This window comes from Moorena bouillonii PNG, from assembly GCF_001942495.1.
Classification (GTDB): Bacteria; Cyanobacteriota; Cyanobacteriia; order Cyanobacteriales; family Coleofasciculaceae; genus Moorena; species Moorena bouillonii.
The window spans coordinates 5,222,817-5,238,472 of the sequence record NZ_MKZS01000001.1 but is presented as its reverse complement, the minus strand read 5'-3'; the positions used below and the strand labels follow the sequence as shown (position 1 = coordinate 5,238,472).

The window sequence follows — 15,656 nt, the reverse complement described above, 5'->3', positions numbered from 1 at the left end:
GACTCAGGACTGAAAACAGCTATTTTGCATCCTACGGGATAATGACATTAAAATATGCCTAAAAGTCAATGGTTATGATGACAGTAGTAATAATTCTTAATAGTAACTGAACTTAAGGTGGAAACAAACTTTACTCAAGACAGTGCCAAAACTGAAAAGCCTTGTGTTTTAGTCTGCCAATATAAGTCTTGTTTAGCAGTCGGTTCAGCTGAGGTGCTGGCTGCCTTCGAGGAAGCTGATCTTTCTGACTTTAGCGTGATTGGTACAACTTGCCAGGGACAGTGTAGTTCTGGTCCAACGGTGCGGATTGTTCCAGAGGAGACTTGGTATTGCCGAGTCAAACCACAAGATGTGCCGGTAATTGTGGAAGAACATCTGCAAGGAGGTAAGTTAGTAAGGGCAAAACTCCATCCCCGCATCCATATGAGTTTTGGCTATTAGGTATAGCAGTTTTCCATGCTTTTAGGGAGTCGGGAGTCGGAACCCACCCCTAACCCCTCCCAAGAGGGGAACGGGAGTCGGGAGTCGGGAGTCGGGAGTCGGAAGTCAGGATGGACTGATGCAATCAGGAATGATGCACTCAGGACTAATCTCGCAATACGTAGCCAACACCGCGCACGGTTTGGACTAGACGGTTTTCGTTGTTGGCTTCTAGCTTCAGGCGCAAGTAGCGAATGTAAACTTCTATGATATTAGAGTCACCCATAAAGTCATAACCCCAAACTCTTTCGAGGATTTGCTCTCGGGTGAGGACTTGTCGGGGATGGGCTAGGAGATATTCGAGTAGATCAAATTCTTTGACAGTCAGTTCAATTAATCGCTGACCTCGATACACTTCACGGGTGCTATGGTTTAAACTTAAGTCGGCAAATTGCAGGATGTTGGGGTCTTCGGTTTGATTGCGTCGCAGATGAGCTCGGACTCTGGCTAATAATTCCTCTACGCTGAAGGGTTTGACTACGTAGTCATCAGCACCAGCATCTAAACCACTAACGCGATCGCTTACTTCATCTTTAGCGGTTAATAAGATAATCGGCACCTGATTACCAGTACTGCGCAGGCGTCGGCAAATTTCTGGTCCTGATATGCCCGGTAGCATCCAGTCAAGTATTACTAAATCTGGATTAGATTCCCGCGCTGCTCCCAAACCAGCTAATCCATCGTAGGCAACACTAACCTGATAACCTTCGTACTTGAGTTCCAGTTCAATAAACTGGGCTAGTTTGGTTTCATCTTCGACAACTAAAATATGGTGGGTCATAGCTGAATGGTGTCTAGGCCAAACAAGAGGTGCGACCCGTGGCGAATTTAATTCTTAATGGGTCAAGCGCACCTATGTAAGTTTTCAGGACTAATACAGATTGGTCAATATAGGGTAATACTTGTTAAATGATAGCTCTAATCATAACGGTTCTAATCATTAATCATATCTTCTAGAACAATAGTCTTATAGTATTTTGCTATGGATGAATTTGGGAGATAATCGGTGCGTAGACTAATCCTTCGTTTAGGAATTGCATTCATAGTCGGCTTGTTTGGGTTGATCAGCTACTTTACCAGTGTCTCTGAAAACCCAGTAACTGGGGAAAAGCAGCGCATCCAACTTTCCCCCCGTCAGGAAGTGGTGATTGGGTTACAAGCACGGAAATGGCCGCTCAACACGGTGGTCTTTACCAAGATAAAGCCCTTCAAGGATATATTTCTCAAGTGGGAGAGCAGATTGTCAAAAAGTCGGCAGCCTCTGGTTCACCTTATCCGTTTGAGTTCTATTTGTTGAGTGACCCCCGCACGGTGAATGCCTTTGCTCTACCAGGGGGACAAATTTTTCTGACCCTGGCCATGCTCAGGCGACTTAATTCAGAAGCTCAGCTGGCGGGGGTGTTGGGCCATGAGATTGGTCACGTGGTGGGACGACATGGTGCAGAACATCTGGCCAAGCAGAAACTTGGGGTAGCATTGGTTAATGCTGTTGGTATTGCTGCCAGTGATGATGCCCAGAGTGGCAGGCAAGCAGCACTACTTGCCCAAGCGATTAATCAAATGGTTAGCCTTAAGTATGGACGTGAGGATGAATTAGAAAGCGACCGCCTTGGTTTTCGATTTATGACACAAGCGGGCTATAACCCTAGGGGAATCGTTGAACTGATGCAAGTCCTTAACTCGATTCGACAGGGTGGGCAACCACCGGAGTTTTTTAGCTTCCTCCGCGAGAAGCCCCACATCTCAATGCGCAGCATGAGTGTGGGATGAATCGCGGAGCTGGAACTCTGATAAACAGGCTGAAAAACGTTATACTAAAAATAGTAGGGAAAACAAATTAAGAGCTAACCGCCACCTACTAATTAAAAATAGAACTTATTGTATTGTTCCGGCGCGGAGGGGCATCCCGTGTCGTTAATAAAGCTTACCGAGTATCCTAAGCGATGGCTGGAGTTGGTAAGAAGCCCACACTGTAATCTTCGATTCAGTGTGGGAGTATGTCACTACTCACCCTAACCCTAGTAATCGGATTGAACAACTCCAGAGTCTGATTGCTAAAACTTACCCTAATGGTATTCCTGGTAATCTGCAAGAGGGTCGGGAGCGGTTTGCTCGGTATATTAAACGGCAACGGTAAGGAGTGTGGTGCTAGATTAATCACCCTCAAGGTATACTGCGTTAGCAGTTGGTTTGACATCTACAGGAATTATACCTATGGCAGTTAATCAAGATACACTTTGGGACCGTTTCTTATCCCCGATCATCTTTAGCTTGATTGATCAAGAAAAGCTGCTACAGTTTTACCAAACTATGGATTGGGAAGCTGAGTGCGATCGCTTCCGTAACCCTGATTTAATCTATCCTGACTATTACAGCACTCAGAATTTCCATGGTATTGAAGGGGGCTACTTGAATGGAAGTGCAGCCACAAGCTACGACCCAATTACCCAATATGCGTTGCCCCCTAATGAAACCTGGGTCCTTGACACTCCCCGCCGAAGTAAGAACGGGGATTCTTAGTTCTACGACACGCCTTGTCTTGATGCAGTCGCTCATGGGGGAAACCCCCAAGACCGCGCTGCATCGCTAAAATTAGCTATCCTGAAAGGCAATACTTAAGCCAAACACCGGTTCATGCATAACCAAGTATCGAGCCTAATTTAACTAAACGAGCGTGGGCTTATCTCCCTAAGCGTTGGAATTTCCCGTTTCCGTGTGCCCCACGGTACGTTAATATTTTGCAATCGTATTTTACTGGTATTCGGTATCCGTTAAGATCCATGCGTTTTAGAGGTTTTTCGCGCCTCGTGTACTAGCATCGCTTTACGTCGTTGGGGAATAGGGCAGTACCGACGAATCCTGCCTGTGCTAGGCTACACACTTAATTAGATTATAACACATCATTTTTGAAAAATTCGCCCGCTTATGGGCACCTCAAGTAGCGTGGCCAAACGCGCCCCGCGTGGCCTTTTGGCCAAGGCCAGGCTTGAAACCGATATTTTTGGTCACCTTATATGCTGGTCATGGCTGACTATAAAGCTAACAAGGCTAATCTCGATATTCAGTGGCTTCATGGTATGGCTGAACAGACCGGTTTAGATGATCAGTCTTTTGATCTAGTTACAGCATCACTGTTGTTTCACGAAACTCCACCCAAGGTAACTCAGTCGATTTTGCATGAATCCTTCCGACTGCTCCAAGGGGGAGGACAAGTCTTGATTCTAGACGGGAATCAGACTACGATCCGGGAGGCGAATTGGCTAACGGAAGTTTTTGAAGAACCCTATATCAAGGCTTACGCTAATGGTAGCGTTGATGCTTGGATGGGTGCAGCTAGTTTTGAAGCAGTCCGGACTACGCAATGGTGGTGGCTGCATCAAATAACTCAGGGTCTAAAACCTTTGCCAGTAGGGAAATCAACTGTTTGGGAATCTCAATCTGAGGGAAGTTTTCCAGATGATATTGCGTCACAAGGGCTGCCGGTTCCAGCGGTATAGTGCCTTTCTCAAGTAGTAAGCATTCAGCGGTCAGCGCTCAGCGCTCAGCAGACTTAACTCAGATAAATGAATGGTTACCTGTTTTATTCAAAAGTCAAGTAGCGTCGCACAGGCTAGAAGCCTGTGAGGTATAGCAGTCGAAGCAAAGCTTAGGACATATTTATTTTCCCTGCTCCCTGCTCCCTGCTCCCTTTAAACCAAAATACTATGTCCTAAACTATACTTCAGTGCCTATAACCCATAAGCTGATAGCTGATAGCTGATAGCTGATAGCTGACCTCAAGTAATCACTTGGACACAATTAACCTTGACTGTTAAGATTAGTAACGTTGAATGTTAAAATAAGGGAATAGGCAAGGGGTAACGGGGAACAAAAAAGGGTTGATTAACGTTATTTTTTTTATGCTTATAAACAATAGTAACAGAATTTATATCTAGGTACTTATGAGTTTGAAAGCAGTTCTGTTTGATTTTAACGGAGTAATAATCAATGATGAGCCGATTCACGAGAAACTAATTGAGGAAATTATTCTTGGGGAAAATTTGCGTCCGGATTCCGAAGAGTTTCGACAGGTTTGTACAGGTAGAGGCGATCGCTCTTGTCTGCGAGAGTTACTTAAGCGTCGCGGTCGGGTGGTTACGGAGGATTACTTAAATCAGCTCATTAGCCGCAAAGCTGCTGCCTATCAACGTCAGCTAGAAAGTATAGAAACGTTGCCCATTTATCCTGGTGTGGAGGATTTAATGGTTCAGATCCAGGGTGCTCAGATACCAATGGCTCTGGTGACTGGAGCATTGCGGAATGAGGTAGAAGTGGTGCTCAATCGCGCTGGTTTAGCTCACTATTTTAGTTTGATTGTTGCTGGTGATGATATTACTACTAGTAAACCGGAACCGGATGGCTATCTGCTAGCGGTAGAGCGGCTCAATCAAGTTTATGGTAACCTGAACTTGAAACCTGCGGAATGTCTAGTGATAGAAGATTCTTTGGCTGGAATTGAGGCGGCGAAGCGAGCTGGCATGCCAGTGGTAGGAGTGGCTAGTACTTATCCCCTTCATATGCTACAGCGTCACGCTAACTGGACTGTGGATTATTTGAATCAGCTGGAATTAGAACGGGTGCAGCAGGTCTATTCTGGGGTATCACCTCAGCCAGTAGCAGAAATCTAGACCATACAAGGGCACAGGGATATTAGTCCTGCTGCTAGAATAAACATATAAACAAAAGTAATAAACCAAATTACTAGGGGGAATTGGCTCAGTTGGTAGAGCGCTGCGATCGCACCGCAGAGGTCAGGGGTTCGAATCCCCTATTCTCCATAGATAGCAAGAAAGCTATCAGCTATCAGTTTTCAGCCGTCAGCCGTCAGCCGTCAGCCGTCAGCTAAAGGCTCACGCTACGGGAACCGCTTTGTGCCACAGGCTTCTAGTTTGTGGTACAGGCTTTGGCCTTGGCCAAAAGGCCACGCGGGGCGCGTTTGGCCACGCTGTGCGAACGACGCTGTGACATAACTCAGCATTATTCGAATGCTGACCTGTTTGATTCAAAAGCTGATAGCTGATAGCTGATAGCTGTTCGCGTAGCGTGCGCGTAGCGCTTAAGCTGATAGCTGATAGCTGATAGCTGATAGCTGATAGCTTACATATTACCTATCCCTGAACTGGTTCAACCAATTGCTCAAATCCACTTCGGTTTCAAAATCCAACAACGCTTCCCCTAAATCCTCCAACTGGGAAAAGGATAACTGCTCAATTTGATGCTGTAATTGGGGATTGAGCTGACCTAGGCGACGGTTAAGTAGACGGATAATTAAATTAAGCTCATTGTGCTTTCCTTGTTCTAATCCTTGTTCTAATCCTTGTTCTAATCCTTGTTCTAATCCTTGTTTTAATCCTTGTTTTAATCCTTGTTCTAATCCTTGTTTTAATCCTTGTTCTAATCCTTGTTCTAATCCTTGACGAATAATGCGTTGATAAACCACCGACTCTTGCATCATATCCTCCCGAAAATAAGCTTGAATTAACTGCTCATCAAATTTCACCCCAGCCAACAGTTGCACGCAAGCAGATAGGTTACGCTGCTGTTGTCTATCTTCAATCATATCGATTCTGGCTGCTACTTGGGATAGCAGGTTTTCTGGCACTTCCGCTTGTGCTAATACTGCCAAGGGTAGTAACCCTGGGGTGGTAAGTAACGGTTGTGGATCACATTCCCAAATCCGAATCACTCGGTAGTGGAAGGATAGGTTCGGCTCGGTAAATTGATTCACAAATACTCCCGCTAATCGGCTTGGTTTCAGAAAAATTATTACCTGCTCAATCTTACAGCGATACTGGCGATACAACCTCACCCAATAATCGAGCATCCGCAGGGGTAAGGGAGGTTCAGACTGGGGTAGGGTTTGAAATTCCAAATGCAAAATAGCATCAGCAACCCGCACAAAAAACAAGGCATCTGCCCGAATTGGTTCTGTACTTAATTCGGTGTTGAGAATTTCTATATCTTCTGGTGGTTCCTGGTTCCACAACCAACGGGTAAAGGCTTGGGGATATTGTTCAACTAAATATTTAAGGGTACTGTCGTAACTCATAACACATATAGTAAAGGGAGTAGGGAGTAGGGAGTAGGGAGTAGGGAGTAGGGAGCGGTGCGACCCCGCGCTTTTTCAAAGCTAAGCGTGAACGCGCACTCCCTGGGAATATGGCATCAAAAATTATCACAATTCCTACACGGATTGCTATTAAGTATTTTAATCTGCTGGTTACCCCTTCAGAACTAGATGTCTATTTGACTCAGTTTTTTAAGAATCCGAAGCACCTGATACAAATCATTTCCGGGATTGCGCAGTGAAAATTCAGCAGATGTGGCATATCTGGGCTTTTCACTGTTAACTAGTTTGATGAAAATGAAGGTACCACCAGTGGTAATCATGCCATAGCTTGGTTGATCTGGGTGGGGATTAGCTAACATGTAGGCCAGAAGTTGGGGTAGTCCAGCTTCTATGGAGAAGCTAGCCTGTTTGGATTCGATAATCGTCATCCAAAATTCGTTATGTAAGACTAGGGTATCAATGCTTCCTTTGACAATAATGCCGTGGTCATCAACAGAAATATCTACGGTTTTTTCGGCTTTGATGTGAAAGGGTTCCAAATAAAATTTTCCGATAAATAGCAGGGGGGATAGGATGGCGAGATTAACGTTTTTTTCTAGTAAGGGTGGGTAATAGAGTAAATTAAAATAACCAGCTTTAACGTCATCTAGTAATTGCTGTTGTAATTCGCTAATTTCTGGTAAGTTTTCTTGCCACTCGTGAAAGAATTGGTTATCGTTAACTAGCTGAAGATTGACTAGGGTCTTTAATTGCTTGAGGGTGACGTCTTTAGCTTGGATTGTTTCTACCATTGTTGTTAAGTTGTTGGTGGTGATCAAGGCATAAAAACGGAAAGTTACACGTTACAGGTTAGTTCAGACTTAAATTGATAGAGCAGGGAGCAGGGAGCAGGGAGCAGGGAGCAGGGATTAGGCAAGAGCCGAGAGTGAAACAATCCTGTGTACCTCATGAGTCCTAGAAACGCTATAACTGTTTAATTGGGTATACTAAAATACTTAACCAACAGTCCGCCGGAACTCGGCAGGGGTGTGCCCGGTCCAACGCTTGAAGGCTCTGCGGAATGCACGATCTTCCGAGTAACCTAGCAAACAGGATATGGCTTCGATACTGAGTCTGGGGTCACTGAGGAATTGTTGTGCGTTTGCTTGACGAGTTTCGTCTAACAGTTGCCGAACGGTGATACCATGGTCTTGGGTCAAGCGTTGCAAAGCACGAAGACTCATGTTCATCTGTCGTGCTAGGGCTTCTGCACCATATTCAGAACGTTCAGCATTGTGAGCGATCGCATTCCGGATCCTAGATAGTTCTGGAGAATCACTAGAACCTGCTAACCGTTCTCGCACCAGGTCTAGATGGCTCTGAATATAACGAAACAGATCCGGATCAGGCTGTTTGGTGGGTAGGTCTAGGGCTCCTTGACGAAATACAAGGGCATTGTGGGATTGTTGAAAGCATACTGGGCTACCAAAGAACTCTTCATAAACCTGGATTGGTCCGAAGGGCAGGTGAGTGAAGTCCGCGCGCAGAAGGATATCATCTGCTCCTAAAATTTCCCGCATATAGCGCAACCCCAAAGCTAGTCCCACTTCAGCAGCGCAACCCCCATCCTCGGCATCCATGGGATGATGCATGTGTAAAATGCCCTCTGAGGAGGACTCAATCAGGGCGATGTGCAGTTGATCCGATAGCACAGACCGATAGCGGACTAAGTTCTGCAACGCTTCTCTGAGATTTTCAGCATATCTAGCTCCATAGGCTAGTGTTCCAAAGTATGAGAAGGGAGTAGCACTGGCCATGTGGAGTGCGATCGCTTCCCCTGGGTAAGCCTTGGTCAGTAAGCGCCATACCGTTGGTACCAGATGTTGAGACAGGTGGGCATCGGGATCGAGCAGATCGGTACGGGTTAGTCCTGTGGCGGCAGTGATCTGTTCCATGTCCACTCCCCGTGCCACTGCATAAGCTACGGTACTCGCCACCACGCTAGCTAGCATTTCGGGTTTGTGCAATCTGTCGTGAAATGTCCGATTTGGTGCGCCCATTGTCCTTATCACACCTCTGCTAAAGATGGCAATTTGGTTATAGAAAGCTCGTCAGCTATGAGCTCTCAGCTCTCAGCCGTCAGCTTAAAACAAGCTATTCGGCTGACAAGTTCAAGGGACTCAAAGCCAAAGACTATGAATTCCTCCCTCGGGCGTTCGCTTAGCGTGGCCGTTCGCGTAGCGTGGCCAAAAGGCCAAAAGGCCAGGGAACTGAGATGCAACGAATGCTTACCTCTTTCATTCAAAAGCTGTTCGCGCAGCGTGCGCATTAGCTGATAGCTGATAGCTGATAGCTGATAGCTGATAGCTAATAGCTGATAGCTTCAAAACCATTATAGTGCCCCATGAGCTGCATTATCGGTTTGCCATTTTTAAGGCATTTGATGACAGGGTTGCACTTTTAAATTTACTCAAGGAATTTTTCAGCAAAGCAAGATTAAAGGAGTAGAACAATGAGTGAATATAATGTAAACGATCGATTTGATGCCCAGGATCTCCTCAAGAAACCTGGTGAAGGAGAAAGGACAGCCACGGACATGATTATCATGGCTCGATCCAGAGACATGGGTGGTGATTTCTCAGTGATGCAGGGTGTGATCAATCCCGGTCACTTGCTGTCACCCCACAGCCATAAGTTTTGCGATCAACTGGTCTACGTGATATCGAGTGAACTTGTCTTCGAGATTGGGGGTGCAGATGGACTAAGGTTTACAGCTCCTGCGGGAAGCTATGTCCAAAAGCCACGGGGCATTGTCCATGCTTTCTGGAACTCCACCGATACACCAGCTCATTACATTGAGCTGTCAGGTCAGGAAACCTTTGAGGGGTTCGTTGACTCCTTGAAGGGGGGCGATCGCAAAGGTGTGGCAAACGCAGAGCGGGACTGGGGCATGGTTTTTGCTCTCGACGAAATTCCAAGGCTGATCAAGGATAACAACCTCACGGGCCTTGCCATGTCCGAGACTCCCGACTTACCCAATCTACCTAATCTTCCGGAACCAGTGGCAAAGCTGTTTAGCAATATGAAGTTGCGCTAGAAAATCTTGTAAAAGTGGGGAGATGGAGAGATGGGTAGGTTGTTGAGAATTCTAGGGATAGCGATCGCATCGGCTTATTTTGCCTCGATGTTAGCACTTAACAGTGCCACAGCCACCATCCCTACACCGCCATCTCCCTTACTGGCAAAGGATTTTACTGGGCAAACAGCGTTGCTGAATCTTTCCATGAATAGGAGTAGAGTGGGCATCCTGCCCGCCGGAAATAAGCATGAAACTGGCAAGATGCCAGTTCTACCAAGATGCCCATTCCACCTCACTCTTCAAATCATTCCCGCCGGAAATAAGCATGAAACTGGCAAGATGCCAGTTCTACCAAGATGCCCATTCCACCTCACTCTTCAAATCATTCCCGCCGGAAATAAGCATGAAACTGGCAAGATGCCAGTTCTACCAAGATGCCCATTCCACCTCACTCTTCAAATCATTCCCGCCGGAAATAAGCATGAAACTGGCAAGATGCCAGTTCTACCAAGATGCCCATTCCACCTCACTCTTAAAATCATTCCATTATTAAGCAACACCATAATCTCAGCCCAAGCTCTGGAATCATCGAGCAATCAAATTGCCATACCGGTCAAGGCTGAGATTGATGCTAAAACTCAAGTGTTGTTTGAGCAACTTTTTGAGGGATTTGGGGCATTCAATATCCTGATTATCTTTTTACTTACCGTCGGTCCACTCAAGCTAATTGTACCCTTTGTGAAGCTGACAGCTAATGCGGATCCGGCCTTGCGTCGCCAGCTTGCTTTACGGGGGTTTGGCATATCTACGTTAGTTATTTTTGCGGTAGCACTACTTTGCCAAAATGTTCTGAAAGCCTGGAAAATTGATATCTCAGCAATGCTTATCGCAACAGGTATTATCCTTTTTTTAGTGGCTCTGCGAACAGTATTATCTCAGTATAATACCCCCACAACCAAGGATGCTACCCCTGTAAATCCTTCTCTCAAGTTAACGATTAATCCCTTAGTTTTTCCCAGTATTTTAACTCCCTATGGCATTGCTGTTGTGGTGACTATGAGCGCCATGTTCGGACGGATGGCAATTGCTCCGGGTTCTATGTTTTTGCTATTATTATTGGTTATGGTACTCAACTTAGGGGTAATGTTGGTCGCCCATCCCCTTTTGAATCTCATCAAACCCGTGACTCTAAGAGTGCTTGGTTTTGTGTTTGGGGTGATGCAGGTGGCTCTGGGACTGGATATGATTCTGACGGGAGTAAAACTAGAAGCTATTGCACTGAAATTTCTTCTGGGCTTGTAAGATTATCTCCACATAATTACCCTATATCGCCCCATACTTCCAACGCCCCCTCTCTTTCCCTATTCCCTATGCCAGACCAAGCTTTTGTCGCAACGCATCGGGCACATTCTCGGCTTTGTCCAAACCTGTAGCATTTTTCCACTTTGTATGTTGATTCCAAGAGATGCCTTCAAGGTTCGCACTAGTGGTCTGTCAGTTTTAATTTTGTGAATAGAATGGATGTTAAAGAAGTAATCCTCATCTGCCATTACCCATCATCTGAGAAACCATGGAGAAACGTTACATTGTTCGGTTAACACTTGAAGAAAGACAACAACTCCAACAGTTGGTATCCAGGGGCAAGACAGCAGCCTACAAAATAAAACACGCGCTTCTTCTGCGCTCACATTGATATCAATGGACAAGGATGGACAGACGAGCAAGCGGCAACTACCTTTGGTTGTCACCGAAACACGGTAGCCAATCTGCGGCAACGATTAGTCGAACAAGGTTTAGAGGCGGCAGTGGAACGAAAGCAGCAGAAGAATCCATCACGGCAACGGGTATGTGACGGAGAGGCTCAAGCCAAACTGATCGCTCTACGTTGTGGAGAACCCCCAGCAGGACAAGCACGTTGGACCTTACGACTCCTAGCCGACAAAGCAGTGGAGCTAGAGATTGTACCAGCCATTAGCCACGAAACCGTGCGACAAGAGCTCAAAAAAACCAATTAAAACCACATCTGCGTCAGCAATATGTGATTCCACCCCAAAAAAATGCCGAATTTGTGGCGGATATGGAAGATGTGCTGGAGGTTTATCACCAACCCTATGACCCCAAACGTCCAATGATTTGTATGGATGAACAACCTGTCCAACTGATCAAAGAAACCCGCATTCCCCTGCCGGCTAAACCGGGACATCCAGAGTCAGTCGATTATGAATACGAACGCAATGGAACTGCGAGCATCTTCATGTTTACAGAACCCCTTTCAGGCTGGCGCAAGGTGGTAGTTAGAGAGCGCAGAACGGCAGTGGATTGGGCAGTGGAAATTCAACGCTTACTAGATCAAGATTACCCTGAATGCGAAACCCTCACCTTGATATGTGATCAATTAAACACTCACAAACCAGCTTCCCTCTATGCAGCCTTTGAAGCACCTACTGCACGTCGTTTAGTCGAAAAATTGGAGATTCACCACACTCCTAAACATGGCAGTTGGCTCAATATTGCCGAGAATGAGTTGTCACGGACCCGACAATGCTTGGATAGACGGATTCCGGACCGTGAAACTTTAGAACGGGAAACTGAGGCTTGGTACATTGAGCGCAATCGGTTGCACAAGTCAGTAGATTGGCAATTCACAACCGCAGATGCCCGCGTCCGTCTCAAGCGGCTTTACCCACAAATACAAAATTGACAGACCACTAGTTAGATCTGCACCAGTGAAGTCCGCACCATTGAGGTTTGCATCATTGAGGTTGGTATCACTGAGGTCTAAACCACTGAGGTTGGCACCACTGAGGTTGGTATTTCTGAGGTTGGCACCACTGAGGTTGGTATTTCTGAGGTTGGCACCACTGAGGTTCGTATTTCTGAGGTTGGCAACAGTAGTGAGATCCGCACCACTGAGGTTGGCACCACTGAGGTTGGCACCACTGAGGTTGGCACCACTGAGGTTGGCAACAGTAGTGAGATCCGCACCACTGAGGTTAGCACCACTGAGGTCCGCATTTCTGATATCCGCACCAGTGAGATCAGCATTACTCAGGTCGGTTTGACTGAGCTCCGCTTTGATCAACAATGCTTTACCAAGTTTAGCTTTACTAAGGTTGGCTTGACTAAGGTTGGCTCCAGTAAGTTCAGCTTCAGTAAGGTTAGCTCCAGTAAGTTCAGCGTCATTGAGAGTAGCTTGATGGAGTATAGCATTAGCCAGGTCAATGTCAGTCAAATCAGCGTTTGGGACATCCAGACCCCTCATGGAAACACCATAGTTGTTCAAAACCTCAAGGGCTTTGATTCTGGCATAACTAGTGGGGACTCCCGCTCCTGCTGCATTATCAACGACTTGCCATGCCTCATAGATTATCCTTTGTTTGCGCTCTGGACTTTCTAGTATGTAAAAAGACGCTCCAAATAAAAGAGCGAAACCTTCAAGATTATCCAATTTAAAGACTAAAACTGGTTGCTTGACCAAGAATAAAAATACTTTAGGTAAGGGAAATTATTTCGTTGGATTTGTATGATCTAATAACCTAGTCGTTATTTTCTCCAAGACATTTAATACGACTAGAAAGACGTAAGCAATAAACAGAGCAATCACTACACGAACCCAGACATTCTTTAAACGCTCTTTTAATAAGCTAATCACCTGTATCCTTTGGATAAAAAGTCGTTATTATATTTGTAGTATATAGCAGTTCTCAATTGCTTGAGGTACTTTCGTCCTAGGTTTTAGGGAATAGGGGAGTTTCCTCCATGGGCAACTATAGCAACCGCCAGGTTGGTTAGGACGCGCTTACTGAGGACGTGCGACCTAGCCTCTCGCAGTGTTTCAAAATGCTCTAGTTGCTTGGCTTAGCGGCAATAAGCCATGACCAGCATTTTTCAATCCGGTTCAAGTCTGGTGAATAGGGTGGGTTTGTACCACACCTGAACTCCTGCTGCCCGAACCAGTTGCTCAATACGTCCACCTTTATGAAAGGTGGCATTGTCAATCACCAGTTTCTGCCCTGGTCTCAAGGTGGTTTTCAAGCACGTTTCGTTCCCAAGTTTCAAATACCTCTCGATTACAATAGCATTCAAAGCGTGAAAGGTGCTAACAACTGTTGCCCACAAAGTGCAGCAATCATGTTGACTCGACCTTTTCTGCGACCGGACTAATGGTCATTAAAGCGCTCTCCAAATGGACTGTAACCATAGCCATAATCGAACCGATGAGCAATACCTGACTCCGAGGCATAAACAATCTGTTCATATCTTTTGGGTGGCTAGCTGTTCAACTTTGGCAAGGCGTAATTGTTCATCTGTTTCACGGTAGCCGTAAGTCTTTTTTTTCGCGTAAACCCAATTTTCTTCAAGGCACGTGATATTGTGCGTTCGCGAAGCGTCGGGCTTTGCCCGAATCGCTGATCTCTCCATCCCATAACTCAGCCATCTCCACCTGGGTTTTGTCACCATGGGTATAGGCATTGGCTCGAAACTTCTCCGAGTCAGTGATCTTGTTATTCAAGCCTCGGTGCTCCCTGACTTTGGCGCTGGTTGTCCCCCGTCTCAGCAATGGCCGTAACCACAAATTAATGGTGTTGCGGCTAATGTTAAAATACTCACTGGCTACGAGAGCGCTTCATGCCATTGAGTTCGATCGCCTGAATTACTTTTTGGCGCAGGTCTTCGCTGTAAGGAAAAGGCATGACAGAAATCGGACGATAAGTGGAAGGGCTTTTCGTTTTCTTTGTCCTAACTATGATGGCGACTGCTATACTGTGGTTTACCATGAGCAACTTCCCGTTGAGAAGTTTTAGCAATTCTGTGTTACTTTAATGTGTCAATACATAAGTGCCTATTGCTCTATTAAGCTATCATAAAGGTATATCTCCTATGGCGTTCGCCCGACACTCCTCACACTCCCCGCGCCCCATGATGTAGTGGATGGGGGGTTAAGCTATTACTCCCTTTACTTTGTATCAGTCAGCTCCCAGGGCACCTGATGATGTAGAGATGATTTACAGTTAACTCATGTTCTCCTAAACTCAGCTGAATCTAGCAGGAGTTGGATTTTAGAAGCTAGGGAAATCAAGCAGTGGCATGACTAAGCTCAAGCAAACCAACCGCCAAACCAGATGGTTGGTTTGGTCTAACTATATATATATATCACTAGCTGTGATGCTCGTGCTGGTGTGGAGTCATGGGGCAGTGGCTCATGAGACTGCCTCAATATACCCTGAACTCAAGGGCGTCCTGGACACGATCTGGTTGGTGATAGCAGGCTCTTTCGTATTTTTTATGAATGCGGGATTCTGCTTATTGGAAACCGGTTTTTGTCGCAAGCAAAATGCGATCAATATTCTAGCAAAGAACCTAGTAGTGTTCAGTATCTCCACCGTAGCGTTCTGGCTTTGCGGAGTGGGATTAATGTTTGGTGGTGACAATCCGTGGATCGGGACTGGAGGGTTATTTTTTAGTGGCCAGGATATTTTTAACTTCAGTTATTATGACTCTAGTTATTATGACTCTCTGGCTATGAGGGAAGCCAAGTTTTTCTTTCAATTAGTATTTGCTGGCACCGCAGCAAGCATTGTTTCTAGAGCGGTGGCCGAGCGCATGAGATTTTTGAGCTTTCTACTCTTCAGTTTCTTGCTAGTGGGATTTTTGTATCCTATCACCGGACATTGGGCGTGGTCGGAGTCTGGATGGCTGAAGCATATTAGTCTCGGAGATCCTGAAAACGACTTAAAATTTTGGGATTTTGCCGGTTCAACGGTAGTCCACACCGTGGGAGGAGCTGCTGGCTTGATGGGAACCATCGCCCTGGGGGCACGGGCTGATAAATATTGCGACATTGAGCAATCAGAGTTCGATAAACTTGAGCCACGACAAAAAACTAAGTTTAAGAAGAAAATCGAACCCTTAAACGGGCATAATATCACCCTTGCCACCTTGGGATGTCTGATTATAGCAACCGCCAGGTTGGTTAGGACGCGCTTACTGAGGACGTGCGACCTAGCC

Annotated in this window: 14 protein-coding genes, 1 tRNA gene and 4 pseudogenes; 11 read left to right on the top strand and 8 right to left on the bottom strand. The window is 45.9% G+C overall.

The genetic code is table 11. The features are described 5' to 3' along the window. The first annotated feature begins 117 nt into the window (after nt 1–117). On the top strand, nt 118–441 hold the full coding sequence (locus BJP37_RS21285) for a (2Fe-2S) ferredoxin domain-containing protein (RefSeq protein WP_075901758.1): 324 nt from the start codon (nt 118–120) through the stop codon (nt 439–441). Between the two features lie 145 nt (nt 442–586). On the opposite strand, the gene BJP37_RS21280 is transcribed toward BJP37_RS21285, so the two are convergent. After that, nucleotides 587–1,261, bottom strand: coding sequence for a response regulator transcription factor (locus BJP37_RS21280; RefSeq protein WP_070394152.1), 675 nt, complete (start codon nt 1,259–1,261; stop codon nt 587–589). A gap of 225 nt (nt 1,262–1,486) precedes the next feature. Between BJP37_RS21280 and BJP37_RS21275 the strand changes: the two are divergent. The 6 genes and pseudogenes from BJP37_RS21275 to BJP37_RS21255 form a co-directional block, all read left to right on the top strand. Continuing rightward, a pseudogene (locus BJP37_RS21275) lies at nt 1,487–2,199 on the top strand (M48 family metalloprotease); the annotation flags it as partial. 268 nt (nt 2,200–2,467) lie between these two features. Next, nucleotides 2,468–2,617 (top strand): hypothetical protein, encoded by a 150-nt coding sequence (locus tag BJP37_RS37075; protein WP_198954136.1) that lies wholly within the window; start codon nt 2,468–2,470, stop codon nt 2,615–2,617. A 77-nt stretch (nt 2,618–2,694) separates the two neighbouring features. Next, entirely contained in the window at nt 2,695–3,000 is a 306-nt protein-coding gene (locus BJP37_RS21270) for a hypothetical protein (RefSeq protein ID WP_198954135.1), read from the top strand. A 485-nt stretch (nt 3,001–3,485) separates the two neighbouring features. After that, nucleotides 3,486–3,977, top strand: a pseudogene (locus tag BJP37_RS21265) (class I SAM-dependent methyltransferase); the annotation flags it as partial. Between the two features lie 444 nt (nt 3,978–4,421). Next, entirely contained in the window at nt 4,422–5,147 is a 726-nt protein-coding gene (locus BJP37_RS21260; protein WP_075901756.1) for an HAD family hydrolase, read from the top strand. Between the two features lie 77 nt (nt 5,148–5,224). Beyond that, nucleotides 5,225–5,297: transfer RNA gene (locus BJP37_RS21255), tRNA-Ala, on the top strand. Nucleotides 5,298–5,623: 326 nt separating this feature from the next. Here the strand turns inward: BJP37_RS21255 and BJP37_RS21250 are convergent. From BJP37_RS21250 to BJP37_RS37070, 5 genes are all read right to left on the bottom strand, one after another. Next, complete coding sequence (locus tag BJP37_RS21250; RefSeq protein WP_075901754.1) at nt 5,624–6,568, bottom strand: DUF4351 domain-containing protein; 945 nt, start codon at nt 6,566–6,568, stop codon at nt 5,624–5,626. Continuing rightward, nucleotides 6,546–6,698 (bottom strand): hypothetical protein, encoded by a 153-nt coding sequence (locus BJP37_RS39725; RefSeq protein WP_158069700.1) that lies wholly within the window; start codon nt 6,696–6,698, stop codon nt 6,546–6,548. The genes BJP37_RS21250 and BJP37_RS39725 overlap by 23 nt, the downstream gene beginning before the upstream one ends. Nucleotides 6,699–6,753: 55 nt before the next feature. Then, on the bottom strand, nt 6,754–7,380 hold the full coding sequence (locus tag BJP37_RS21245; protein ID WP_075901752.1) for a restriction endonuclease subunit R: 627 nt from the start codon (nt 7,378–7,380) through the stop codon (nt 6,754–6,756). A gap of 204 nt (nt 7,381–7,584) precedes the next feature. Beyond that, on the bottom strand, nt 7,585–8,628 hold the full coding sequence (locus BJP37_RS21240; RefSeq protein ID WP_075901750.1) for an AraC family transcriptional regulator: 1,044 nt from the start codon (nt 8,626–8,628) through the stop codon (nt 7,585–7,587). Nucleotides 8,629–8,693: 65 nt separating this feature from the next. Beyond that, nucleotides 8,694–8,897 carry a hypothetical protein gene (locus tag BJP37_RS37070; protein ID WP_143727722.1) on the bottom strand — a complete coding sequence of 68 codons (204 nt, stop codon included), beginning with the start codon at nt 8,895–8,897 and terminating at the stop codon, nt 8,694–8,696. A 183-nt stretch (nt 8,898–9,080) separates the two neighbouring features. Between BJP37_RS37070 and BJP37_RS21235 the strand changes: the two genes are divergently transcribed. From BJP37_RS21235 to BJP37_RS37065, 3 genes and pseudogenes are all read left to right on the top strand, one after another. Further along, complete coding sequence (locus BJP37_RS21235; protein ID WP_070394144.1) at nt 9,081–9,665, top strand: cupin domain-containing protein; 585 nt, start codon at nt 9,081–9,083, stop codon at nt 9,663–9,665. Nucleotides 9,666–9,695: 30 nt separating this feature from the next. Continuing rightward, nucleotides 9,696–10,949 (top strand): MarC family protein, encoded by a 1,254-nt coding sequence (locus tag BJP37_RS21230; protein ID WP_075901748.1) that lies wholly within the window; start codon nt 9,696–9,698, stop codon nt 10,947–10,949. A gap of 268 nt (nt 10,950–11,217) precedes the next feature. Beyond that, a pseudogene (locus tag BJP37_RS37065) lies at nt 11,218–12,348 on the top strand (IS630 family transposase). Here BJP37_RS37065 and BJP37_RS21215 read toward each other — a convergent pair. Together BJP37_RS21215 and BJP37_RS34750 are read right to left on the bottom strand one after the other, a co-directional pair. After that, nucleotides 12,274–13,125, bottom strand: a complete 852-nt coding sequence (locus BJP37_RS21215; protein WP_081431274.1) for a pentapeptide repeat-containing protein — start codon at nt 13,123–13,125, stop codon at nt 12,274–12,276. The pseudogene BJP37_RS37065 and the gene BJP37_RS21215 overlap by 75 nt on opposite strands. A 257-nt stretch (nt 13,126–13,382) precedes the next feature. Further along, nucleotides 13,383–14,341, bottom strand: a pseudogene (locus BJP37_RS34750) (IS630 family transposase). A gap of 394 nt (nt 14,342–14,735) precedes the next feature. Here BJP37_RS34750 and BJP37_RS21200 point away from each other — a divergent pair. Continuing rightward, the coding region (locus BJP37_RS21200) for an ammonium transporter (RefSeq protein WP_369121346.1) at nt 14,736–15,656 on the top strand (921 nt) is incomplete at its 3' end.

Bases quoted from the DNA above. Each gene is read 5' to 3' on its own strand.
- BJP37_RS21280 (WP_070394152.1), bottom strand. From the start codon at position 1,261: ATGACCCACCATATTTTAGTTGTCGAAGATGAAACCAAACTAGCCCAG.
- BJP37_RS21270 (WP_198954135.1), top strand. From the start codon at position 2,695: ATGGCAGTTAATCAAGATACACTTTGGGACCGTTTCTTATCCCCGATC.
- BJP37_RS21260 (WP_075901756.1), top strand. From the start codon at position 4,422: ATGAGTTTGAAAGCAGTTCTGTTTGATTTTAACGGAGTAATAATCAAT.
- BJP37_RS21250 (WP_075901754.1), bottom strand. From the start codon at position 6,568: ATGAGTTACGACAGTACCCTTAAATATTTAGTTGAACAATATCCCCAA.
- BJP37_RS21245 (WP_075901752.1), bottom strand. From the start codon at position 7,380: ATGGTAGAAACAATCCAAGCTAAAGACGTCACCCTCAAGCAATTAAAG.
- BJP37_RS21240 (WP_075901750.1), bottom strand. From the start codon at position 8,628: ATGGGCGCACCAAATCGGACATTTCACGACAGATTGCACAAACCCGAA.
- BJP37_RS37070 (WP_143727722.1), bottom strand. From the start codon at position 8,897: ATGCGCACGCTGCGCGAACAGCTTTTGAATGAAAGAGGTAAGCATTCG.
- BJP37_RS21235 (WP_070394144.1), top strand. From the start codon at position 9,081: ATGAGTGAATATAATGTAAACGATCGATTTGATGCCCAGGATCTCCTC.
- BJP37_RS21230 (WP_075901748.1), top strand. From the start codon at position 9,696: ATGGGTAGGTTGTTGAGAATTCTAGGGATAGCGATCGCATCGGCTTAT.